A 22218-nucleotide genomic window follows, 5' to 3' on the forward strand; every position below is an offset into this window, starting at 1 on the left:
TGATTGAGTGTGAAGGCCTCGGCGGCATCGTGCCTCAGAGGCCGGTCACCGCAAGAATTGTATCCAATGTCTCTGCGTAGGTGTCATCACGGAAGCAGCCGACGCAGGGCCTGCGGCAGCCGCGCGACGCGATCGGCCTGGTCCCAGGGCACCTTTTTCGCGCCGAACTTGGCTGCCATGGCCAGCACGGCGGCGAATTCGTTTAGTGCGACTTCAGGCTGCATGCGCAGCCAGTCCGAATCGAATATCGGCATGGCAAACTGGCCGGCATGCATCTCGATCCAGACCTTCGCGTCGGGCATCAGCGGCAGGATCGCGTCCCAGTCGACAAAACCCTCGCCGAGCGGCGCGAGGAAGCGGCGGATGCCATTCTCCTGGAACCGCACCACGGCGTCGTCGACATAGAGCTGTGCGGCATAGGGCGCGACGCGCCTTGCCGCGGCGACGGGATCCTCGAGGCGGCAGAGCACATTGACCGGGTCGAAGGCTATGCCAAGTACATCCGGCCCTACCTTTTCGACCAGGGCCACGACCTCCGGGGTGGTGATCTCCTCATGGGTCTTGAGCAGCAACTTCGAGCCGTGCTGGCGCAGCAGCGGCGCGCAGCGCGCCAGCATTTCAGTGACCCCATCGAACTGCGCCTGCCAGCAGACCGGCGCCTCGAAGCGGTCCTCGATCATGCCGACGAGGAAGAACATGTCGTGGATGCCGATACCTGCCGCCAGTTCGACCAGGCGCCTGACACCGGCTTCCAGGTCGCCGGCACCGGCATCGATGATCGGCTGGCTGCGCGCCGGCAGCGCCGGGTTGACGATGCCGAGCATCGACGAGATTTCGAGCCCCAGCCGATCGGCCTCCTGGCGCACGGCGTGCAGTTCGGCCGGATCGAGCGTCGGGCTGATGTCGAACAGCGAGTTGAACAGCAATCCCTGCGAACCCAACTGCCTTGCAGCCTGTAGCGCCTCGACCGCAGCCAGGCTGCGTCCGTCAGGCAATGAACTCTTGATGATGCCGATCATGCTGCCGCCTCGCCGGAGAGAATGGGTGCGCAGCGACCGCCCGGGCGCATCGGATGCGCGACGACCCCCGGAAATCTAGGCACTTGGATACTATCTTGTATCAAAAAATGCTTGTCAATGGATACAATCACTGTCATCAGCATTGTACAGAACTGCCCGCCTCTCGCGCGTATCGAAGGAGCACCCTATGACCAAGACCTATGAAAGCGTCGCCGGCCTTTCAGTCCATCCGGCGCTGCGCGCCTTCGTCGACACCGAGGTGCTGCCTTCGGCGCGCCTCGAACCGGCAGCATTCTGGGCCGGCCTTGCCGAGATCATCCGCGACCTCGCGCCCAGGCATCACGAGTTGCTCGCCATACGCGGCGACCTCCAGGCCAGGATCGACACCTGGCATCGCGACCGCAAGGGCCAGGGGCATGACGCGGCAGGCTACGAGCAGTTCCTGCGCGAGATCGGCTATCTGGTTCCCGCACCGGCCGCCGACGCCTATCAGGTCGCGACCAAGAACGTCGACGCCGAGATCGGCACCATCGCCGGCCCGCAGTTGGTGGTGCCGCTCTCCAATGCGCGTTACGCCCTCAACGCCGCCAATGCGCGCTGGGGTTCGCTCTACGACGCATTCTACAGCACCGATGCCATCGCCGAGACCGACGGTGCCGAGCGCAGCAAGACCTTCAATCCTGTTCGCGCGAGCCGCGTCATCGCCCGCGTTCGCGAATTCCTCGACCAGGCCGTACCGCTGGCCCAGGGCAGCCATGCCGACGCCACCAGCTATATCGTCGAGCGCGGCAAGCTGCAGGTGAGCCTCGCCGACGGCAACAAGACCGGGCTCAAGTCTGTGGGCCAGCTTGCCGGATTCACCGGTCCCCGCCACGAGCCCAAGAGCGTGCTGTTGGTCAACAACGGCCTGCATGTCGAGCTGGTGTTCGACCGCGAACACGCAGTGGGCGCGCTGGACGCAGCCGGCATCGCCGACGTCGTCATCGAGGCGGCGGTCTCGATCATCATGGACCTCGAGGACGCGGTCTCGGCCGTCGACGCCGAGGACAAGGTTGCGGTCTACCGCAGCTGGCAGCGCCTGATGGACGGTAGCCTGAGCTCCGAGTTCACCAAGGACGGCAAGACCGTCACGCGCCGCCTGGTGGAAGACCGTGTCTTCACCGCGCCCGGCGGTGGCGAGCTTGTGCTCCACGGCCGCTCGACGATGCTGGTGCGCAATGTCGGCCACCACATGTTCACAGACGCCGTGCTCGACGAAGCCGGCAACCCGGTGCCCGAGGCGATCCTCGACGCCGCCATCACGGTGGCGAGCGCGGCGCAGGACATCCGCGGCGAAAACGCCGTGCGCAACAGCCGCACCGGCTCGGTCTATGTCGTGAAGCCCAAGATGCAAGGCCCCGACGAGGTCGGCCTGTCGGATGCGCTGTTCAAGCGCATCGAGGAACTCGTCGGCCTGCCCAAATACACCATGAAGATCGGCGTCATGGACGAAGAGCGCCGCACCTCGGCCAACCTTGCCGCCTGCCTTTCCAAGGTGCGCGACCGCACGGTGTTCATCAACACCGGTTTCCTCGACCGCACCGGCGACGAGATCCACACCTCGATGGAAGCCGGCCCGATGCAGCGCAAGGCCGAGATGGCATCGGCGACCTGGCTCAAGGCCTATGAGGCGAACAATGTCGATGTCGGCATCGCCCGCAACCTTCCCGGCCGTGCCCAGATCGGCAAGGGCATGTGGGCGGCACCCGACCAGATGGCGGGGCTGATCGAGAAGAAGGTCGCCCACCCCGGCGCCGGCGCTAGCACGGCCTGGGTGCCGACGCCAACGGCGGCCGTACTGCACGCCATGCACTATCACCTGGTCGACGTGGCAGCCGTCCAGGACCAGCTGCGCGGCAAGGAGCAGACGTCGCTCGCCGACCTGCTGACCATTCCGCTGGCAACGCGCAGCTACTCGGCCGAGGAGATCAAGGCTGAGTTGGAAAACAATCTGCAGGGCCTGCTCGGCTATGTTGTGCGCTGGGTCGGCCAGGGCGTCGGCGTGTCGACGGTGCCCGACCTCGACAATGTGCGGCTGATGGAAGACCGCGCCACGCTGCGCATCGCCAGCCAGCATGTCGCCAACTGGCTGCACCACGGCATCGTCAGCGAAGGGCAGGTGCGCGAGACGATGCAGCGCATGGCCGCCGTAGTCGACAGGCAGAATGCCGCGACGGAAGGCTACAAGCCACTGGCGCCCGGCTTCGACAGCCCGGCCTTCAAGGCGGCTGAAGACCTGGTGTTCACCGGCCGCACCCAGCCGAACGGCTATACCGAGCATGTGCTGCATGCCCGCCGCCGCGAGGCCAAGGCGCTTTCCGCCTGATCAGGCAAGTTATCTTTGCCGAAGGCCGCGTTCACCGAGCGGGGCCTTTTTTGCATGAGCAAGTCCGATCGTCGGTTGCACTGGTCGGCACGCTGGTGAAATGTCGGTCGACGCAGCATCGACCGGGAGTGCATCATGGGCACCGGAATCCACCACATCACGCTCATCACCCGCAAGGTGCAGGCCAATGTCGATTTCTATGTCGGCTTCCTCGGCCTGCGGCTGGTCAAGCAGACCGGCGGCTATGAGGATGCCACCCAGCTGCACCTGTTCTACGGCGACGGTGCTGCCAGCCCGGGCTCGCTGATTACCTTCTTGGTTTGGGAGGATGGTGCCCGGGGGCGTGTCGGCCATGGCCAGCCGAGCGAGATTTCGCTCGCCATCGAACCGTCGAGCATCGGCTTCTGGCTGACCCGGGCGCTCTCCCACCATGTCGAGATATCAGGCCCCGTCGACGAGATGGGCGAACCAACGCTCAGGCTCAAGGACCCCGACGGCGTGATCGTCAAGCTCGTCGGCGTCAGCGGCTTTGCGGCGCCCGAAATCTGGGAGGGCAGCGGGGTGCCTGCCGAACACGCGATCCGGCGCATCCGCGGCGCCACCATCATGAGCGAGGTGCCGGAACTGACCGAGAGCTTCGTCACCCGGCATTTCGGCTATCAGCCGATGCAAAGCACCGAGTTCATCCGGCGCCTTGTCTCCGACAGCGGCGACATCATCGACATCAGGGATGCCAAGGGTTTCTGGACGAGCGCGCCGGGCACCGGCACCATCGACCACATCGCCTTTCGCGCCAGGGACACCGACGAGGTGGAGCGGGTGCATGGCGAACTCGCCTCCAGCAACTCGACCATCACCAATGTCCACGACCGCAAATATTTCTACTCGCTCTATGTGCGCGAGCCGGGCGGCACCCTGTTCGAACTGGCGACGGACGGTCCCGGCATGGCGATCGACGAACCGGTCGAAACGATGGGCACGCAGCTCTTCGTGCCACCGGAACGTGCCGACAAGATCGACGAGCTGCTGACAATGCTGCCACAGTTCTCCTGGCCCGGCGAGGAGCGGGTGATCTATCGCGACCTGCCCTTCGTCCACCGTTTCTATACGCCGGGAAATGCCGACGGCAGCGTCATCGTCCTGCTGCACGGGTCGGGCGGCAACGAAACCAGCCTGCTGCCGTTTGCGGCCAAGGCAGCACCACGCGCGACACTGCTCGCCCTGCGCGGCCGCGCCACCGACGAGGGCACGCCGCGCTGGTTCCGCCGCCTTTCAGCAAGCAAATTCGACCAGGCCGACATCAGGTCGGAGGCCGAAGCGCTCGCCGCTTTCATCGAGGATGCCGTGGATGCCTACCGCATCGATCCCGAGAAGCTCGTCTTCCTCGGGCATTCCAACGGCGCCAACATGATCGCCGCAACCATGCTGCTGCACCCGCACCTGATCCGACGCGCCGTGCTGCTTCGGCCAGCCATGGTGCTCGAGCAACCTCCGTCCGCCGACCTGTCGGATGTCGAAGCCCTGCTCGTTGCCGGCAACGTCGACGTGTTCAGCAATTTCGGCCTCGACCTCGCCGGCCTGCTGCTCGACGCCGGCGCCAATGTCGACGCCCGCACGATCCCGTCGGGTCACGCCTTCGAGGCGGCCGATGTCGAGATCGTTAGGGGCTGGATCGCCGCGCGCGACTGAGGCACGGGCGGCGCAGAGGCCTCAGTATTGTTCCCGCGGCAGGTGCACGACCAGCCCGTCGAGCGCCTCCGACATCTTGAGCTGGCAGGTCAGCCTACTCCGCTCTGTCGGGTTCATCAGGCATTCGATCATGCCCTGCTCGGAATCGTCGGGCGCTGGCAGGCGTTCGGTCCAGTTCTCGTCGACATAGCAATGGCAGGTGCCGCAGGCGCAGGAGCCGCCACATTCGGCGAGGATCTGGTCGATGCCGTTGGCGACAGCCACCGACATGACACTTTGGCCTTGCTGGGCTGTGAGTTCGGTCGCCTGTCCGTCGGCGTCGATGAAGGTTACGCGGTACATCAGAAATCTCCGGGATCAGGCAGGCGTGAAAGCCAGGCGCAGCGCCTTGGGGCCGCGTACCGACAGGCCGCGCTTGTATTGCGGCTCGGCATCGACCAGCGAAACCGACGACAAGCGCTTGAGCAAGGTGGTGAAGATCACCTCCATGTCGAGCCGCGCCAGATGGTTGCCGAGGCAGAAGTGGGCGCCGCCACCAAAGGCGAGGTGCCGGTTGGGGTTGCGGCCGGCATCGAAGACATCGGCATCGTCGCCGAAGGCTGCCGGGTCGCGATTGGCCGCACCATAGAGCAGGCCGAACTTGGTGCCGCGCGGAAACGACTTGCCGCCGACCACGCAGTCGGCCGTCGCGTAGCGGTGGAAGAAGGGCAGCGGCGATTCGAAACGGAACATCTCCTGGATCGCGGTGTGGATCAGGCCGGGGTCGGCCTTGAGCCGCGCCATCTGGTCGGGAAAGCGCAGCAGCGCATGCATGCCCGAGCCGAGCACGTCGATGGTCGAGCCATGGCCGGCCATCAGGATCAGCATGCAGGTCGACACCAGCTCATCCTCGTTGAGCTGGCCGGCGTCCTGCGCCGCCATCAGGCGGGTGATCAGGTCTTCCTGTGGGGCCTTGCGGCGCTCGGCCATCAGCTTGAGCAGATAGTGGTAGAACTCGGTCGTTGCCTGCTCGGCCAGCGCCTTGCGCTCGTCGGAGCGATCGATGTCGAAGAACTGCACCACACGCTCCGACCAGACGCGCAACTGCGGGCAATCCTCGTCGGGCACGCCGAGCACCCGGCCGATGATGTGGCCGGGAACCTGGGAAGCAAGCTCCTCGACGAAATCGATCTCGCCCTTGTCGATCAGGCTGTCGACGAGCCTGTCGACGAAGCTCTGGATCATCGTGCGCTGGCGCGCGATGAAGGCCGGCGTGAACTCGCGAAACACCTGCTTGCGCAGCCGGTCATGCACAGGACCGTCGCTGTCGAGCATGGAGAACTGCACGAAGCGCTGGTGATGCGGCATGTCGAGCCAGTTCTGCAGGCGCTTCTGCTCGGTGATCTCTTCCTCGGACATGAAGAATTCGGGCGAGCGCACCATCGCGTTGTCGCGGGCGATGCCTGCGACATCGTCGAAGCGCGTCACCAGCCACATGTCGAAATCGGCGAAGAACTGCGGCTCGCCCTTGTCGCGCAGCGCCGCGTAGGCGGGATAGGGGTTCTGGGCGAAGGTGGCTGACAATGGCTCGAAAGCCGTGCCGTGTTCGCTTGCCTTTGGGGTAGCGGTCATCCAACGCTCCAGTCATGGATTTTGTGCAGCAAGGATGCCGCCACCATCCAGTCTAATCGCAATGGCGGCGAGATGAATGCATGCCTCTCGCACGATGCTGGATAAAACTCGCATCACGATTTGCGAGCAGGTACGATAAAATAAACCCTCCGACGGCTATGCCTGCGCAAAAATGACGACCAAGACCGACGAAAGCAACGCGATCTTCTTCCACACGCCGGGCCGGCATGCGGACGCCTACCCCTACAAGATTCTGGTTGCCGGCCGCACGCGTTTCGGCCATCGCGACGGCTTCGTCTCGCGGCGGTTTCACCACCATACGCTGATCTGCACGCTGTCCGGTCTCGGCCTGATAGAGATCGGCGGCAACCGGGTCGCGGCCGGGCCACAAACGATCGCCTGGCTGGACACGTCGATGCAATATGCCCATGGCTGCCATCCCGAGGCCGACCACTGGCGCTATCTCTGGATGAGCATCGAGGGCCACGGGCTCGACGCCGTCTTCTCGTTCCTGCGCGTCGCCGGCAATCCGCTTTTTGCCACGTCAGGCGAAACCAGTGTCGCCGGCTTCGAACGCGCCATCCAAAATCTCGCCCAGCGTGGGCAGACGACCGACGCCATTTCCAGCGCCGTCGTCGCCCAGCTGGTCGAAATGCTTGTCGCCGAACGCGGCGTGCAGGAAAGCTCTGAAGACCGGGGCGAACGCGTCTTGCGGGTGATGCGCGAGGTGCGCGCCAACATCGCGCGCAACTGGCCAATCGAGGAACTGGCTGCGATCTCCAACCTCAGCGCCTCGCAACTGCACCGGCAGTTCAAGCAAAAGACCGGCACGACGCCGATGGACTGGATCCGCCACGAGCGCATGAACCTTGCCAAGCGCCTGCTGATCGCACCCGACGTCAAGATTGCCATGGTGGCGCTGAATTGCGGCTATGCCGATCCCTATCATTTCAGCCGCGACTTCCGCCGCATCGCCGGCCAGTCGCCAAGCGAGTTCAGGCGGGCAGAAGGTCAATAGCGGCGCCGCACGGCGATGATCGCTGGCCCAGCGCCTGCCCCGTCGACATGCCACCTCGTTTCGGGCAGGCTGCGGATCTCGCCCCACCAGCACGAGTGCACCGACATGACGTCCAAGCCAGCGGTCTACGAATTCAACGCGGCCATCGTGCGCGAGCCGGCGCGGTCGGTGGTCAACGGCCTGCGCGCCGACGACCACGGCAATCCCACCTATGACGGCGTCAAGGCCGAGCACGTGGCCTATGTCGCTGCCCTGCGCGCGGTAGGCGTCGAGGTGACGATGCTGCCAGCGCTGGAAAGCTTTCCGGATTCGATCTTCGTCGAGGACCCGGCGCTGGTGTTTCCCGAGGGGGCGATCCTGCTCCGCCCCGGTGCCGAGACGCGCGTCAGGGAAACCGCCGAGATCGCACCGACACTGCGGAAGATGTTCGAGTCGGTGCTCGACCTGCCCTCGCCCGGCTTCGCCGACGGCGGCGACGTGCTGACGACGCCCAGGAGCGTGATGATCGGGCTGTCGGCCCGCACCGACCGCGCCGGCGCCGAAGGCCTGATCGCCAGCCTGGCGAGGCTCGGACGCAAGGGAGAGGTCGTGCAGACGCCGGAAGGCGTGCTGCATTTCAAGAGCGACTGTTCGCTACTCGACAGCGAGACCATGCTGTCGACCAAGCGGCTGGCGCGCTCGGGTGTGTTCAAGGATTTCCGCGAGGTGCTTGTCCCCGAAGGCGAGGAGCCCGCCGCCAATGCGTTGCGCGTCAACGACGTGGTGATGGTCGGGGCCGATTACGCCCGGACCATCGAGATGCTCGACAAGCTCGGCTACAAGGTGGTCGCGCTCAAAACCACCGAGATCGGCAAGATCGACGCCGGCCTGTCCTGCATGTCGCTGCGCTGGCATCGCGGCCAGATCTAGAGATCGAAGTTGCGGCGGCAGTTCGAGGGAAGCTCGTCCCGCACGGGGCCAGCATTGCATGGGGCAAGTATAGCGCAAGCTTCACCACGATGTAGAGATCGCGACAACAGCACAGTTCATATACGACATCGGCAAGCAACGATGCGACGAACAGTAATGCGCCAATTGACAAGGCTTCCGCCGACTGTCTAGTTTCGACCCCGGAATCGGTTCCACCGAGAGGTGGATGAAAAGGGAACACGGTGAGGCCGAAGGCCAAATCCGCGACTGCCCCCGCAACTGTAACCGTTGAGCCTCTTCCATCATGCCACTGAACGCATTCGTGCGTTCGGGAAGGCGGAAAAAGGCGATGACACGGAAGTCAGGAGACCTGCCCGTTCCGGTCACCCATGCTTGTCCACGGGGTGTGGTCAGGCGCGGTCGCCCGTGGCGGTGACATTGAAAAGTGTTGCCGCATGCGGAAGGCCGCCGGGTCAATTTTGTCCCAAAGTCTGCCTGCCGACCTGTCTTGCCTGCGGTTTGGAAACCGGGTGCGATCCTTGTCGCGCCCACCGAACCATTTGGGGGCAGAATTGCTGAGACTTACCCTTGCCGCCGGCGCAATTGCGCTGGCAATTCCAACGCAATCCCAGGCGCAGCAGGTGCCCGCGGCCGAAAATGCAACCGTACTTCGGCCGCTGGTCGTTACCACGCCGCTGCGACGCGAGACGGCGCTCGTTCGCTCGACGTCGTCGGTCACCGTCATCGATGAGGAGGAACTCAGGAAATCGGCGGCGCCCGATTTGCCGTCGCTGCTCAAGCGCTACACCGGGGTTTCCATCGTCGGCTATGGCGGCCAGGGAGCTTCCTCCAACGTCTACCTGCGCGGCATGTCGGCCGGGCAGACACTGGTGCTGGTCAACGGCGTCCGCACCGCCTCGGCAACCAGCGGCACCAGTTCGATCTTCAACATTCCCCTTGCCTCGATCGAACGCATCGAAATCACCAAGGGACCGCATTCGGCCCAGTATGGCGCCGACGCGATCGGCGGTGTCGTCAACATCATCACCAAGCAGGGCGGCCAGTGTGCCGACGGCCGCAGTGCCTGCGCCAGCATCACGACAGGCGTCACCCATCCATGGGGAGGCTATGTCTCCGCCGATATGCGCGGCCGCAGCGAGGGTGGCGTCGACTATTCCATCGGCGGCAGCATCCTAGGCACGCGCGGCTACGACTTCACCACGCCGCTGGCCTGGGGCCATGAGCCCGACGATGACGGGTTCCTGCAGGGCTCGCTCAACTTCTCCCTTGCCAAGGAATATGGCTGGGGCAGGCTTTATGCCGACGGCCTGTTCGCCCGCGGTCGGTCGCAATACGACGACACATTCCCGTCCAGCAACGAAGTCGATACCGACACATTCGCCGGCAAGGCAGGCGCGCGGCTAAGGCACTCGGACAGCTGGTCATCGACGGTCGAGCTGTCCAGCAGCCTCGATCATTCGACCAATTTCCGAGACGGCGTTTCGGGCGACAGCGAGTTCGACACAAGGCGCTACGGCATCTTCGCGTCGACCGAAAAGACCTTCGAGGCCGGTGATGCCCGGCATGTCGTGACCGGCGGTGCCGAGGCCTATCGCGAACAGGTCGATTCGACGGTCGATTTCGAAGTGACCTCGCGCGATCTGGCGGCCGTATTCGGGCAATATTCGGTCGAACATGGTGCGCTGACCATCGACAGCGGCCTGCGCTACGATCACAACGAACAGTTCGGCAGCGCCACCACCTACAATATCGGCGCCAGCTTCGAGATCGTACCCGATCTGGTCGCCCGCGCCTCCTACGGCACCGGCTTTCGCGCACCGACCTTCAACGACCTCTATTATCCCAATTATTCGAACCCGAACCTGAGGCCGGAAAAGTCGAGGTCCTACGAACTTGGCCTCAACTGGCGGCCGACCGACCGGACCACGCTCGACGTCGCTTTCTACCAGACATGGCTCACCGACGCGATCGCCTCCAACCCGCCGACCTACCTGCCGTTCAATGTCGCACGCGCCAAGGTGACCGGCGTCGAGGCCACGGTGACGCACGAATTCAACGACCGCTGGAGTGGCAAGGCGTCGATCGACTACCGTTCGCCCAAGAACGAGGACAATGGTCGCTACATCCCCTATCGCGACCGTTTCAAGGCGACTGCCGAACTGGAATTTGCCGCAACCGACAGCCTGGACCTGACCGCCAGGCTGCTCTACGGCGCGGCGCGCTACGCCGATGCGGCGAACACCGTCAAGCTGCCTGAGTATGTGACGGTGGATTTTGCCGCCAACTACACCTTTGATGCGCAATCGAGCCTGAAGTTCTCGGTCGAAAACCTGTTCGACGAGCAATATTCGACCGTCACCAACTATCGCGCGCCTGGCCGGACTTTCAATCTGAGCTTCACGCGTGTGTTCTGATGGGAGGTAACATGTCGACCAATCATATGCTGCACGCGTTGCCGCTCGCCCTGGCGGGCGCAATGCTCGCGGCTGCCCCTGCTGCAGCCGAACCGCCCAAGCGCATCGTCTCGATGAATGTCTGCACCGACCAGTTGGCCATGCTGATGGCGGGGCAAGGACAGCTGCACTCCGTCTCGTATCTGGCGAGAGATCCCGAGACATCGGTGCTCGCCGAGCGCGCCAGGGGCCTTGTCGTCAACCACGGCCTCGCCGAGGAGGTCTTCCTGATGCAGCCCGACCTGGTGCTCGCCGGCACCTACACGACGCGGTCGACGGTGGCCCTGTTGCGGCGGCTCGGCATCCGCGTCGAAGAATTCGCGCCCGACAATTCCATCGCCGAGATCAGGTCGAACATCCTGCGCATGGGCGAGGTGCTGGAGCGGCGCGAGCGCGCGGCGGAGCTGGTCGCCGAACTGGACCGCGGGGTGGCCGAACTCGCCGCCCGCCCGGCCTCGGAAAGGACAGTCGCCACCTACTATGCCAACAGCTACACGTCAGGCGCCGGTACGCTGGTCGACGACATCGTCAAGCTCTCCGGCCTCGTCAACGTCGCCGACAGGCTGGGCCTCAGCGGCACCGCGCGGCTGCCGCTTGAGATGCTGGTCCTGGCCCAGCCCGATCTCATCGCCGGCGGCGGCGAACGCTACGATGCGCCCGCGCTCGCCCAGGAGAATTTCGTCCATCCGGCATACCGGGCGATCGCCGGGCAAGGCAGCGCAGTTCCGATCCCCGCGCGCTACACCGTCTGCGGCGCGCCGTTCACGCTCGAGGCTGCGTACCTGCTCCGCGACGCCGCCGACAAGGACGGCGTCCAATGAGCGACACCTCCCGCTACGGCCTTGTGCTGGGCGCCCTTTCTGCGTTCGCCACCATCCTGTTCCTGCTTTCGCTCACCGTCGGTCCGGCAGCCCTTGGCTTCGGCGACAGCATCGCCGCATTGCTCTCCGACAATGCAGGCGCCATCGAACTGATCATGGGCGAGATCCGCCTGCCGCGTGCCCTACTCGGCCTGATGGTCGGTGCGACGCTCGGTCTCTCCGGTGCGGCGTTGCAGGGCTATCTGCGCAATCCGCTGGCCGAGCCGGGGCTGATCGGCGTCAGCGCCTCGGCATCGCTGGGCGCCGTCATCGCCATATATTCCGGCCTGGCGGCGATCTTCCCGCTCGCCTTGCCGCTGTCGGCGCTGGCCGCCGCCGTCCTTGCCGTCGTCGTGGTCCAGGCTCTCGCCGGCCTGCGCGGCAGCACGTTGACCATCATCCTGGCGGGGGTTGCGGTTTCAAGCTTTGCCGGCGCCATGACGTCGCTTGCCCTCAACCTGTCGCCCAATCCGTTCGCGGCGCTCGAGATCATGTTCTGGATGCTCGGATCGCTGACCGACCGGTCGATGACCCATGTCTGGCTGGCCTTGCCGTTCATGCTCGCGGGCTGGCTGATGCTGGCGGCGCTCGGTCGGGCACTCGATGCGCTGACCCTCGGCAACGAGACGGCAGCGAGCATGGGCATCGACATGCGCCGCGTGCAGTGGCTTGCCGTCTTCGGCACGGCCTCGGCGGTTGGGGCGGCGACAGCCGTGGCAGGCGCCATCGGCTTCGTCGGCCTCGTCGTGCCGCACATGCTTCGACCGCTGGTCGGGTCAAGGCCGTCGCGGCTGTTGCCGGCCAGCGCCCTGGGCGGCGCCTGCATGCTGCTTGCAGCCGATATCCTGGTCCGGATCATCGCGCCGGAGCGCGATCTCAAGCTTGGCGTGCTCACCGCCATCGTCGGTGCGCCGTTCTTCCTCTGGCTGGTCTACCGCACGAGAAGGAAACTCGCGTGATGCTGCTCGACGTTCAAAATCTCAAGGCGTCGCTGGGCAGACGGCCTGTGCTCCACGGCGTTTCCTTCTCGGTGATGCCGGGCGAGTTCATCGGCCTGATCGGGCCCAATGGTGCCGGCAAGTCGACCTTGCTGCGGGCACTGCTGGGACTCATTCCGGCCGAGGGAGCAGTCGCTCTCGGGACGCTCGACGCCACCCATGCCAGCGCCAGGGAACGCGCGCTGCATATGGCCTATGTCGCGCAGGAGCGCGAAATCGCCTGGGCCGTTCCTGTCGAAATGCTGGTGTCTCTCGGCCGCTCGCCGCATCGACCGGGATTTTCTGCCCTGACCACAGCCGACCGCGCAGCCATCGAACGGGCGATGCGGCGGATGGAGGTGGACGCGTTTCGCGAGCGGGCAGCGACCGAGCTATCGGGCGGCGAGAAGGCGCGCGTGCTGATCGCCCGGGCGCTGGCGCAGGAGACGCCGCTGCTGCTCGCCGACGAGCCGACGGCCGGCCTCGATCCATCGCACCAGATCGCGCTGATGCGCCTGTTCGCCGATCTGGCGGCCAGCGAACACAGCGTCGTCGCCTCGCTGCACGATCTCGGGCTCGCCGCGCGCTGGTGCACCCGCCTGCTGCTGATCGATGGCGGCCGGATCGTCGCCGACGGGCCACCGGCAGAGGTGCTCACCGCCCAGACGCTGCGCGCCGTCTACGGCGTCGAGGCTTTCTTCGGCGAGACCGCGGGCGGGTTGGTGGTGCAGCCGCTCGATCTCGTCGCCGCCACCGGAGTTCTGCCATGAGCTATCTGGAACAGTTGTTGCGCCACCACCTTCTGGACTGGCGAAGCGGATGGAGCATGGGCACGTTCGGTGCCATCGCCGAATTCCATCAGGACGACGGCGAGATCGCGGTGATCGACGATCGCCAACTCCTGACCCGGGCAACGCGGCGTGGCGGCATCCGCCTGGAGCGCAGCATGGTGGCCGGGCTGGTGCCTGTCGCCTACGAGACGCTGAGCCCCAGGCGACATCGCTGGAGCCAGGCGCTGGCGCTGTGCCTGCCTGAGGCGAGGGCCAGGCGCAGCGGCCGTTCGGTGCTGACCGAGATCGGTCCCGACGACAATGCCATCCGCGGCATCGACCGGACCGGCATCCTGTTCGACATGGGTCTGTCGCTGCCGCAATGCGATTTCTGCATCCGCACCAGCGAGCCGAAGCTGCTGGTCGAGTTGCGCGCCAATCTTGGCCGCTCGGTGTTCGACCCCGCCAACGGGGCCATGCTCGCGATCCTGCGCACGCACCCGCATCGCGTCGCGCTGACCAATATCGGCCGTGTCGAGGTCTACCAGAAGATCGGCGGCCCCGACACCGGCGGGGTGTCGCCGGAAGGGCCACATACCCATGTGCTGCCGAAGATGCTGAAGGGTGGGCGCACGCATTCGGCCAACACTCCGATCCCAGAGGGCCTGCTGCCGCTCGGCGCGCTTCACCCCGGCAACCCCGTCATAGATGCGATAGGCCGCGACCGGCCGTTCGAGCCGATCCTGCACGGCGCGTTCCAGGAGATAATGAGGCGGTTCGGCACGGCTGAGGCGCTGTCTGGACGCAAACACGTCGACGACGCGCTCGATGCCAGGCTTTCGCCGGTCGAGACCGAGGCCCCCTCGGGCCGCTTCGCCCGGTCGGCCATGCGGATCGCACTGCGCCAGAAGGCCCACCTCGCCGCCCATTCCGGCAACACCGCGCTCGCCCGCCTCGTTGCGGACTGGCAGGCGGCCTTCGAGCAATCCGCTGCGGAAACGGAAGACGATGACGCGCCCGGCCACTGATGCCGACAGTGCCACGAGGCACTAGGCGGCGTTTTGCAGCCGCCCCACCTGCCAACAACTTGGCGGCTGCAAGCATGCCGGATCGTCTACGTACAAAAACGAATGTGGCCTTCCGATGATTTCTTGATAAAAGAAGTCAAGAATGTTAGTGGGCTCCCGACCGGGCTGGGAAAGATGCGCAGAAGCCACCGGTCGAAGGGTTCGAAGTCGGAGATTCGAGATGCTAGGCAGTGGGCTCATCGGACGTGAAGGCAAGGCCGGCCAGCCAGGGCTGATCCGCCGATCCGCACAGATCCTCGCCGTCATGTGTCTCGTGGCATCAACAACAGCTGCGTTCTCCCAAGACGCCGCTCCGGGCAATGCGCCCGTCCAGCCGGGCGTACCGGCAGCGTCAGCGCCCCAGCCGGCACCCGCGGCAGCCACCCCGAGCGCGGCACCCACGGCATCGCCCTCGCCGGCAGATGCCGGGTCTGCGACCGGCGACCGGCTGCCCAGCGCCACGCCCATGGGGGTCGAGGTGCCGCTCGACAATACGATTGGCGCCGCTCCTTCAGGCACCGAGGCGCCAGCAGCTTCCAGCACGCTGCCGCACGATCTTTCGCCCTGGGGCATGTTCATGGCCGCCGACTGGGTCGTGAAGGCCGTGATGATCGGCCTCGCCTTCGCCTCGCTGATCACCTGGACCGTCTGGCTCGCCAAGTCGCTGGAGATTGCCGGCAGCAAGGCCAGGCTCGCCAAGGCGCTGCGCGGCATTCTTGGCGCACACCGGCTCGAGGACGCGTCGCAGGCACTCGGCGACCACGCCGGCATAGGTGGCGTTCTGGTGCGGGCGGCCGTCGAAGAGATGGAGATGTCTGGCCATGGCCTCGGCCACGGCGACCCCGCCGGCATCAAGGAGCGTGTCGAGTCCCGCCTGATCCGCATCCAGGCGCAGGCCGGCCGCCGCCTCAGCCGCGGCACCGGCGTGCTTGCCACCATCGGCTCGACGGCGCCCTTCGTCGGCCTGTTCGGCACGGTCTGGGGCATCATGAACTCGTTCATCGGCATCTCGGAATCGCAGACCACCAACCTCGCGGTCGTCGCACCCGGCATCGCCGAAGCGCTGCTGGCCACCGCCGTCGGCCTGATCGCAGCCATTCCGGCCGTTGTGGTCTACAACGTCTTCGCCCGCTCGATCACCGGCTACCGCCAGGGCCTGGCCGATGCCGCAGCCGGCGTGCAGCGCCTCGTCAGTCGCGATCTCGATCGCCAGCCGCAGCGCAGCCAGCACGAGCGTCCGCATGCAGTCGCCATGGCCACGCCGGCCAACGGTCGCCACGCCCCGGCAGTCGCGGTCTAGGAGCGGGTCGATGGCAGGCGGAATCAGACAATCGGCCGAAGACGACGACCTCCAGGAAAACCATGAGATCAACGTGACGCCGTTCATCGACGTCATGCTGGTGCTGCTGATCATCTTCATGGTGGCGGCACCGCTGGCCACCGTCGACGTCAATGTCGACCTGCCCGCGTCGACCGCGACCGCCCAGCCCCGCCCCGACGAGCCACTCTACGTCACCCTGAAGGAAGACCTCAGCATCTCGATCGGCCAGAACACGGTGGCCCGCACCGCCTTCCAGCAAGAGCTGGACGTGGCGGCGAAGAGCGACAAGGAAAGCCGCATCTTCCTGCGCGCCGACCGCGGCGTCGACTATGGAGAGTTGATGGAGGTGATGAACCTGATGCGCGGCGCGGGCTATCTCAAGATCGCACTTGTCGGGCTGGAACAGGTTCAGGCGACACCGCCGGCCGCCACCGAAGGCCAGCCGCAATGACGGCGGCAGCGGCGCATCTCGGCTTCGGCCTCGGCGGCCTGAGCCGCCGCGAACTGGCGCTCTGGTCGGGCGCCGCAATGGTCATCGTCAGCGTCCACCTCGCCGGCGCCTGGTACGTCCAGCGGCAGCCGCCGATGATGCTGGACGAGATGCAGGCGCAATCGGCGGTGCTGATCGACCTTGCGCCGACGGCGATGGCGCCGGAAGCGGTGCCGCAGGATACGACAGACCTCGTCGACAGCCAGGCTGCCGAAAGCGTCGAGGAGCCGACCGAGACCATTACGCCCGATCCCGTCGAGCCGGTGACCGAACCTGTGGAGGAAGTCGCCGAAGACACGCCCGAGCCGCTGGAAGATGTCGCCGAGGCCGAGCCCGTCGAAGAGGTGGTGCCCGACATCGTGGAAGCACCGCTGCCGGAAGTGGCGAAGGCCATCCCCGAACCGCGCCCGGAGATCAAGAAGCCGAAGCCGGTGGAAAAGCCGGTGCGCGAAAAGAAGCCGGTACAGAAGAAGCCGGAGCCGGTGAAGCAGGCCAAGGTCGAGAAGAAGCCGGCGACGACCAGCAGCCAGGCATCGCAAAAATCGGCACAGAATTCCGAGAGCACCCGTGCACCCGCGCCGGGCCAGGGTGGCGGCAAGGCGATGTCGCCGGCGCGCTGGCAGTCACGCGTCTACTCCCACCTCAACAGGCACAAGCCGAGGAACGTGCGCAGCCGTGGTTCGGTCGCCGTCCGGTTTTCCTTCAACACCAATGGCGACGTGCTGTCGGTCAGGCTGGTGAGCTCCTCCGGCGACCAGGCCCTCGACGAGGCCGCGGTCAATCTCGTGCGCCGCTCGTCGCCGATCCCGGCGCCGCCGCCCTCAGTCCCGACGAGCATCATCGTGCCGATCGACTTCAGGCGCTGAGGTTGCGCGCCTGCCCATTGCCGTGAGAACCGGCATGGGCTCCTCCCCTTTTCGACTTGCACCGTCCATCGCGGCAGCGCCAGCGAGCGGCGGACCGGCATGTTCGCTCTTCGGTTGCGCACCGTGCTGTGCCCATTCTGCCACACCCTCAGAACATATTGCTGCGACAATTCGTGCCGCCACGTCAGGTGTCGTCGCAGTTAGCGCAGCAGAATCAAACACTAAACATGATAAAAACAGGAAGGTTTTAATCCGGGCCGCTCCGTTTCCCTAAGACATTGGGGTTGCACGACATTTTCTGAGCGCCTAGGGAGCCTGCGTTGCCGCCGTTTCCAAGGGGAATCGGCCTGCCAGCACGAACTGGTGTGAAGAAGAGTGAGCAAGATGGAACTCACCAGGCTACTTCAGAGCTTTGCCGCGCTGCGCCCCCGCATCGAGGCTTTGACGCGCGGCCGTGTCGGCTGCAGCGCGACCGCGGAAGACATCCTCCAGGACACCTGGATCAGGCTGTCCAACGTCCGGCATGACGATTCCATCGACAATCACACCGCCTTCGCCATGCGGGCTGCCAAGAACGCGGCCATCGGTCATTTCCGCAAGCAGCAGCGGCGCAACGAGATCGACGCCGAGGTCAACGACCTGTTGTGGCAATCGGTCGACGAGATTTCGCCTGAGCGGATCGTGATGGGCCGCGACATGCTGCGCGCCGTCGACGCGGCATTGCAGGACATGCCCGAACGGAGCCGGCGCATTTTCCTGATGAACCGGATCAATGGCGTTTCCCACCGCGAGATCGCGCGCCAGATCGGCATCAGCGAAGAGGCCGTCTATTACCACATCCGGCGTGTGGTCGAGCGCCTGGCCGAGCTTCGCGACAGCCAGGGTTAGTCCTGCGCCAACATTTATTTTGCCATGACGCTTAGGCGTGGTGCCGTCTCGCGTGTCTATGATAGCAAGATGGTTGGGGTGCCCGTAGCAAACGGGCACGTGCGCGTGACTGGCATGGGCAAAGGGCAAGAACGATCCGAGATCGACCGAGGCGTCGCACTTGATGCGCGTGACTGGATCGTTCGGCTGACCGCCGGCAATCTCAGCCGGCAGGAGCTCGACCGTTTCCACGCCTGGCGCGCGCAGTCGCCGGAACATGCGCAGGCATTCGCCCGCGAGAAGGAATTCTGGCAGCTTCTGCAAGGCGTGAACGACGGCAACCCGCCCGTTGCCGTGCCGAAGCTGCGCCGACCCGTCAACCGACGCTCGTTCCTTGTCGGCGGCGCCCTTGCCGCCTCGGTTGCAGCTGTCGCCGCGCCGCGTGTCATCACATGGATGCGTTCGGACTTTGCCACCAGCTCGGGCGAGCAGGCGACGACCACCCTGCCCGACGGCTCGACGATGTTCCTCAACACCAACAGTTCCGTTGCCGTCGATTTCCAGCGTGGCCGACGCCTGGTGAACCTGCTCGCCGGCGAGGCGGAATTCGCCGTCAAGCCGGCCGCCGGCGTGCCGTTCAGCGTCTCGGCGCTTGGCGGCAGCAGCGATGCGGATAGCGGTGTCTATGCGGTGCGCTCGATCGCCGGCGAGGTCACGATCACCGCATCGACGGGAACCGTTTCGGTGACCGGCGGAGATGCCGGCGCTGCCGCCAACTTGGTGTCGCTCGCCCCCGGACAGCAGACCCGCTACCTGAGCGGCGGCGCACCCAAGCCGGCTTCGGATGTCGACCTCGACACAGAGCTCGCCTGGCGCACCGGTCGTGTGGTGTTCGACGCCCGGCCGTTCAGCAGTGCCGTCGCCGAGCTCGGCCGCTACGTTTCCGAACGGCTGGTCGTTGCCACCCATGCGCACGATGCGAGCCCGATCACGGCCGTGTTCCTGACACGCGACGCCCATGCGGCGATCGAGGCCCTGGCACATACCCAGGGGCTTTCGGTGCGCAGGGTTCCCGGTGTCGTCATCGTCATTTCCTGACCCTGACGAACTCGCGCCAACTTATTTCAGAAAAAATGCAGACAGCTCTTTAGGCGGCGGGCCCCGTCGCGCGTCACACCATCGAAGGCGCTCGGTGGATGGGTGCGCCACGCTTTTTGGGGACCAGCATGACGGGCAAGAGCAACAGGGATTTTGGCGGCGCGGCGTCGGGGCGCCTGCTGAGGCGGCTTCTGGTGGGAACGGCGCTGGGCGCAGGCGTGCTGGTGACGTCCGTGCCATACGCTCCCGCCCATGCGCAGTCTGCGCAGATGCACAGCATCAACCTGCCGGCGCAGCCGCTGGCGCAGTCGCTGAAGCAGCTTGCTGCGCAGACCGGCCTGCAGATCGCCTTCGGCACCGCCGACATCGGCTCGGCCCGCGCGCCCTCAGTCTCAGGCAACATCTCGGCCGAACAGGCGCTCGGCAGCGTGCTTTCCGGCAGCGGCCTGAACTACCGCTTCACAGGCCCCAACACGGTGTCGATCCAGTCGGCGGCGGCAAGCGCTTCGACAGGTGGGCTCAACGTCGCGGCCAACGGCGCGGTCGTCTTGAACACGATCGACGTCAACGCCCAGGGCGGCGAAGGCGGGGTCAACAACGTCCAGATCACAGCGCAGGACCTGGCGCGGAAGAACCCTGTCGACCTGCAGGAAGTGTTTGCCGACGAGCCGAAGGTTGCCGTCGGCAGCTCCCTTCCGATGTCGCAGAAAGTCTATGTCCAGGGCATCGAGGAAACCAACCTCGCGGTGACCGTCGATGGCGCGCGGCAGAACAACAAGGTGTTCCACCACAACGCTACCAACCTGATCGATCCATCGCTGCTCAAGGCCGTCAGCGTCGACGCCGGCGTTGCACCGGCCGATGCCGGACCGGGTGCGCTCGGCGGCGCGATCGCCTACGAGACAAAGGATGCGCGCGACCTGCTCGAGCCGGGCAAGAGCATCGGCGGGCTCGTCACCGGAACCTACGACTTCAACAGCAAGACCTCCACGGTGGGCCTGTCGGCCTATGGCATGGAAGGCGGCTTCGAATATTTCGGCTACCTGAACTTTGCCAAGGGCGACAACTTCACCGCCGGCAATGGCAGCGTCATCGACGGCACCAGCGCCAACCTGCTGAGCGGCCTCGGCAAGGTTGCCTACCAGGCGGAAAGCGGCCATCGCTTCGAGCTGAGCCACGAGCAGCTGCGCGACGACGCTCCGCGGCCGTTCCGTGCGAACATGGGCAAGCTCGTTCCCCCAAAACCCTGGGAACCAGATATTCGCGACTACACGCTCGACCGCAGCAGCACCGTCTTCACCTATACCGATGAGTCGCCCGAGGGCTGGTGGGATCCGAAAGTGGTGATCGCCTATACGAGCGCTCGGGTGGAGACGCTCATCTACCCGAGACCAGTAGCGCCGAGCACCGAGTCGGATACCTATACCGGTGTCGGCAAGACCGAGAGCTTCAACGGCAAGGCGGAAAATCGTTTCGCGCTCGACATGGGCAGCATCACCGCCGGCTTCGATTTCTACAAGGACACTGCCGATCTCGACGACAAGTTCGAACCCGGTACAGAGCATGCCAGCAATGTCGGCCTCTACGCCCAGGCTCGGCTGGAGCCATGGGAGCGGACTCGGCTTTCCTTTGGCGCGCGTGGCGACAACCAGTGGTTCGAGGGGGTCACCGGCGAGAAGTGGAGCAATGCCGGACTGAGCGGCAACATCTCCGGCGAATACGACCTCGTGCCCGATTTCGTGACCGCCAAGGCAGGCTATTCGCATGTCTGGGCCGGCGTGCCGCTGGCGGAAAACTTCAACTTCAATCCGAACTGGGACTATGGCGCCGGGCCGAAGCCGGTAACCTCGGACAACTTCACCGCCGGACTGGTCGCCACCTATCAGGGCTTCACGCTCGAGGGCGGCATTTTCCGCACCGACATCTACGACGCCCGCGCCGCCCTCTACAAGACCACGGCCATCGAGGCCCATGATGTCCGTTCCCAGGGCTTCACGCTCGGCGCCGGCTACGACTGGGGTTCGGGCCACGCCAGCGTCAAATACGTCAACATCGACGTCACCATCGATGGCGACCCGGCGGATTCCTACCTCGGCAACTACCTGGTGACGCCAGTCGGCCAGATCTTCACACTGGCGGCAATGCACCGTTTCGACGACTGGGGCGTGACGGTCGGCGGCGACGTCGAGATCGCCCTCGATTACGACAAGGTGCCAGCCGGATCGAAGCAGATCGAGGGGCACGAGGTGGTCAACGTCTTCGTCGAGTACCAGCCGCCATCGAAACCGAACCTGACTTTCCGCGGCGAGGTGAAGAACCTGTTCGACGAGGACTACGCCAGCAGGGCGACCTATGGCCAGGAATTCGGCGACGTCAAACCGCTGCTGGAGCCGGGCCGGTCGTTCCGCCTGAGCGCAACCGCAAAGTTCTGAACCAGGTGGCCACGGGCCTTGTCCGTGGCACCCCGGTTGAAATCAACGACGGACAGGGAACGAAACCATGGTTCAATCGTCGGGCACGTTCGAAACCGAACATGGCGCCAAGTACCTGACCCAGCTGTGCAAGCACTTCGCCCACAAGATCGAGGTGTCCCATGGCGATGGGCATGGCGAATGCCATTTCCCGTTCGGCCATGCGGTTCTGGAAGCCGACGGCACCGCGCTGACGATCCGGCTGGACGCGTCCGACGCCGACCAGCTGGGGCGAACCAAGGCAGTCATCGACGACCATCTCGCCCGCTTCGCCTTCCGCGAGCCCGAGCGTGCCATCCAGTGGAGTGCCTGAGGCCAGCCAGCCTTCGTTCCCCCAATAATCCGT

General features: G+C 65.3%; 19 protein-coding genes and 1 riboswitch. Of the genes, 16 read left to right on the top strand and 3 right to left on the bottom strand.

What is annotated here, in order from left to right:
* Nucleotides 1-86: 86 nt before the first annotated feature.
* Nucleotides 87-1019 (bottom strand): sugar phosphate isomerase/epimerase family protein, encoded by a 933-nt coding sequence (locus tag O1Y97_RS02975; protein WP_318763038.1) that lies wholly within the window; start codon nucleotides 1017-1019, stop codon nucleotides 87-89.
* A gap of 187 nt (nucleotides 1020-1206) precedes the next feature.
* Here O1Y97_RS02975 and O1Y97_RS02980 point away from each other — a divergent pair, with 187 nt between their 5' ends.
* Nucleotides 1207-3384: a malate synthase G gene (locus O1Y97_RS02980; protein ID WP_318763039.1), complete on the top strand. Its 2178-nt coding sequence runs from the start codon at nucleotides 1207-1209 to the stop codon at nucleotides 3382-3384.
* 135 nt (nucleotides 3385-3519) lie between these two features.
* The gene (locus tag O1Y97_RS02985; RefSeq protein ID WP_318763040.1) at nucleotides 3520-5073 is read left to right on the top strand and encodes an alpha/beta fold hydrolase; all 1554 of its coding nucleotides are present in this window, start codon (nucleotides 3520-3522) and stop codon (nucleotides 5071-5073) included.
* Nucleotides 5074-5094: 21 nt separating this feature from the next.
* Here O1Y97_RS02985 and O1Y97_RS02990 read toward each other — a convergent pair whose 3' ends face one another.
* Both O1Y97_RS02990 and O1Y97_RS02995 read right to left on the bottom strand, forming a co-directional pair.
* The gene (locus O1Y97_RS02990) at nucleotides 5095-5415 is read right to left on the bottom strand and encodes a 2Fe-2S iron-sulfur cluster-binding protein (protein WP_108605916.1); all 321 of its coding nucleotides are present in this window, start codon (nucleotides 5413-5415) and stop codon (nucleotides 5095-5097) included.
* Between the two features lie 15 nt (nucleotides 5416-5430).
* Nucleotides 5431-6684, bottom strand: a complete 1254-nt coding sequence (locus tag O1Y97_RS02995; protein ID WP_108605917.1) for a cytochrome P450 — start codon at nucleotides 6682-6684, stop codon at nucleotides 5431-5433.
* A gap of 172 nt (nucleotides 6685-6856) precedes the next feature.
* Here O1Y97_RS02995 and O1Y97_RS03000 point away from each other — a divergent pair, with 172 nt between their 5' ends.
* From O1Y97_RS03000 to O1Y97_RS03065, 14 genes are all read left to right on the top strand, one after another.
* The gene (locus O1Y97_RS03000; RefSeq protein WP_318763041.1) at nucleotides 6857-7702 is read left to right on the top strand and encodes a helix-turn-helix transcriptional regulator; all 846 of its coding nucleotides are present in this window, start codon (nucleotides 6857-6859) and stop codon (nucleotides 7700-7702) included.
* A 105-nt stretch (nucleotides 7703-7807) separates the two neighbouring features.
* The gene (locus O1Y97_RS03005; RefSeq protein WP_318763042.1) at nucleotides 7808-8611 is read left to right on the top strand and encodes an arginine deiminase family protein; all 804 of its coding nucleotides are present in this window, start codon (nucleotides 7808-7810) and stop codon (nucleotides 8609-8611) included.
* Nucleotides 8612-8801: 190 nt separating this feature from the next.
* A riboswitch (cobalamin riboswitch) is annotated at nucleotides 8802-9003 on the top strand.
* 180 nt (nucleotides 9004-9183) lie between these two features.
* Nucleotides 9184-11046 carry a TonB-dependent receptor domain-containing protein gene (locus O1Y97_RS03010; RefSeq protein WP_455423976.1) on the top strand — a complete coding sequence of 621 codons (1863 nt, stop codon included), beginning with the start codon at nucleotides 9184-9186 and terminating at the stop codon, nucleotides 11044-11046.
* A gap of 11 nt (nucleotides 11047-11057) precedes the next feature.
* The gene (locus O1Y97_RS03015) at nucleotides 11058-11906 is read left to right on the top strand and encodes an ABC transporter substrate-binding protein (protein WP_318763043.1); all 849 of its coding nucleotides are present in this window, start codon (nucleotides 11058-11060) and stop codon (nucleotides 11904-11906) included.
* Entirely contained in the window at nucleotides 11903-12904 is a 1002-nt protein-coding gene (locus tag O1Y97_RS03020; RefSeq protein WP_318763044.1) for a FecCD family ABC transporter permease, read from the top strand. Before O1Y97_RS03015 ends, O1Y97_RS03020 begins: the two co-directional genes overlap by 4 nt.
* Complete coding sequence (locus O1Y97_RS03025; RefSeq protein WP_318764139.1) at nucleotides 12904-13692, top strand: ABC transporter ATP-binding protein; 789 nt, start codon at nucleotides 12904-12906, stop codon at nucleotides 13690-13692. Before O1Y97_RS03020 ends, O1Y97_RS03025 begins: the two co-directional genes overlap by 1 nt.
* On the top strand, nucleotides 13689-14720 hold the full coding sequence (locus O1Y97_RS03030) for a DUF6925 family protein (RefSeq protein WP_318763045.1): 1032 nt from the start codon (nucleotides 13689-13691) through the stop codon (nucleotides 14718-14720). Before O1Y97_RS03025 ends, O1Y97_RS03030 begins: the two co-directional genes overlap by 4 nt.
* 220 nt (nucleotides 14721-14940) lie before the next feature.
* Nucleotides 14941-16059, top strand: a complete 1119-nt coding sequence (gene exbB, locus O1Y97_RS03035; RefSeq protein ID WP_318763046.1) for a tonB-system energizer ExbB — start codon at nucleotides 14941-14943, stop codon at nucleotides 16057-16059.
* A gap of 10 nt (nucleotides 16060-16069) precedes the next feature.
* Nucleotides 16070-16531: a TonB system transport protein ExbD gene (gene exbD, locus O1Y97_RS03040; protein WP_318763047.1), complete on the top strand. Its 462-nt coding sequence runs from the start codon at nucleotides 16070-16072 to the stop codon at nucleotides 16529-16531.
* Nucleotides 16528-17436, top strand: coding sequence for an energy transducer TonB (locus O1Y97_RS03045; protein WP_318763048.1), 909 nt, complete (start codon nucleotides 16528-16530; stop codon nucleotides 17434-17436). The genes exbD and O1Y97_RS03045 overlap by 4 nt, the downstream gene beginning before the upstream one ends.
* Nucleotides 17437-17820: 384 nt before the next feature.
* Nucleotides 17821-18324, top strand: a complete 504-nt coding sequence (locus O1Y97_RS03050; RefSeq protein ID WP_318763049.1) for an RNA polymerase sigma factor — start codon at nucleotides 17821-17823, stop codon at nucleotides 18322-18324.
* A gap of 114 nt (nucleotides 18325-18438) precedes the next feature.
* Complete coding sequence (locus tag O1Y97_RS03055; protein ID WP_183263213.1) at nucleotides 18439-19401, top strand: FecR family protein; 963 nt, start codon at nucleotides 18439-18441, stop codon at nucleotides 19399-19401.
* 128 nt (nucleotides 19402-19529) lie between these two features.
* On the top strand, nucleotides 19530-21833 hold the full coding sequence (locus O1Y97_RS03060; protein WP_318763050.1) for a TonB-dependent receptor: 2304 nt from the start codon (nucleotides 19530-19532) through the stop codon (nucleotides 21831-21833).
* A 67-nt stretch (nucleotides 21834-21900) separates the two neighbouring features.
* Entirely contained in the window at nucleotides 21901-22185 is a 285-nt protein-coding gene (locus tag O1Y97_RS03065) for a DUF2218 domain-containing protein (protein ID WP_318763051.1), read from the top strand.
* The last annotated feature ends 33 nt before the right edge of the window (nucleotides 22186-22218 follow it).

Origin of the sequence: Aminobacter niigataensis, assembly GCF_946995915.1 — a bacterium.
GTDB classification, from domain to species: domain Bacteria; phylum Pseudomonadota; class Alphaproteobacteria; order Rhizobiales; family Rhizobiaceae; genus Aminobacter; species Aminobacter niigataensis.

Excerpts from the sequence above, each read along its gene's own strand:
- O1Y97_RS02975 (WP_318763038.1), bottom strand. The coding sequence starts at position 1,019 with ATGATCGGCATCATCAAGAGTTCATTGCCTGACGGACGCAGCCTGGCT.
- O1Y97_RS02980 (WP_318763039.1), top strand. The coding sequence starts at position 1,207 with ATGACCAAGACCTATGAAAGCGTCGCCGGCCTTTCAGTCCATCCGGCG.
- O1Y97_RS02985 (WP_318763040.1), top strand. The coding sequence starts at position 3,520 with ATGGGCACCGGAATCCACCACATCACGCTCATCACCCGCAAGGTGCAG.
- O1Y97_RS02990 (WP_108605916.1), bottom strand. The coding sequence starts at position 5,415 with ATGTACCGCGTAACCTTCATCGACGCCGACGGACAGGCGACCGAACTC.
- O1Y97_RS02995 (WP_108605917.1), bottom strand. The coding sequence starts at position 6,684 with ATGACCGCTACCCCAAAGGCAAGCGAACACGGCACGGCTTTCGAGCCA.
- O1Y97_RS03000 (WP_318763041.1), top strand. The coding sequence starts at position 6,857 with ATGACGACCAAGACCGACGAAAGCAACGCGATCTTCTTCCACACGCCG.
- O1Y97_RS03005 (WP_318763042.1), top strand. The coding sequence starts at position 7,808 with ATGACGTCCAAGCCAGCGGTCTACGAATTCAACGCGGCCATCGTGCGC.
- O1Y97_RS03015 (WP_318763043.1), top strand. The coding sequence starts at position 11,058 with ATGTCGACCAATCATATGCTGCACGCGTTGCCGCTCGCCCTGGCGGGC.
- O1Y97_RS03020 (WP_318763044.1), top strand. The coding sequence starts at position 11,903 with ATGAGCGACACCTCCCGCTACGGCCTTGTGCTGGGCGCCCTTTCTGCG.
- O1Y97_RS03025 (WP_318764139.1), top strand. The coding sequence starts at position 12,904 with ATGCTGCTCGACGTTCAAAATCTCAAGGCGTCGCTGGGCAGACGGCCT.
- O1Y97_RS03030 (WP_318763045.1), top strand. The coding sequence starts at position 13,689 with ATGAGCTATCTGGAACAGTTGTTGCGCCACCACCTTCTGGACTGGCGA.
- exbB (WP_318763046.1), top strand. The coding sequence starts at position 14,941 with ATGCTAGGCAGTGGGCTCATCGGACGTGAAGGCAAGGCCGGCCAGCCA.
- exbD (WP_318763047.1), top strand. The coding sequence starts at position 16,070 with ATGGCAGGCGGAATCAGACAATCGGCCGAAGACGACGACCTCCAGGAA.
- O1Y97_RS03045 (WP_318763048.1), top strand. The coding sequence starts at position 16,528 with ATGACGGCGGCAGCGGCGCATCTCGGCTTCGGCCTCGGCGGCCTGAGC.
- O1Y97_RS03050 (WP_318763049.1), top strand. The coding sequence starts at position 17,821 with ATGGAACTCACCAGGCTACTTCAGAGCTTTGCCGCGCTGCGCCCCCGC.
- O1Y97_RS03055 (WP_183263213.1), top strand. The coding sequence starts at position 18,439 with ATGGGCAAAGGGCAAGAACGATCCGAGATCGACCGAGGCGTCGCACTT.
- O1Y97_RS03060 (WP_318763050.1), top strand. The coding sequence starts at position 19,530 with ATGACGGGCAAGAGCAACAGGGATTTTGGCGGCGCGGCGTCGGGGCGC.
- O1Y97_RS03065 (WP_318763051.1), top strand. The coding sequence starts at position 21,901 with ATGGTTCAATCGTCGGGCACGTTCGAAACCGAACATGGCGCCAAGTAC.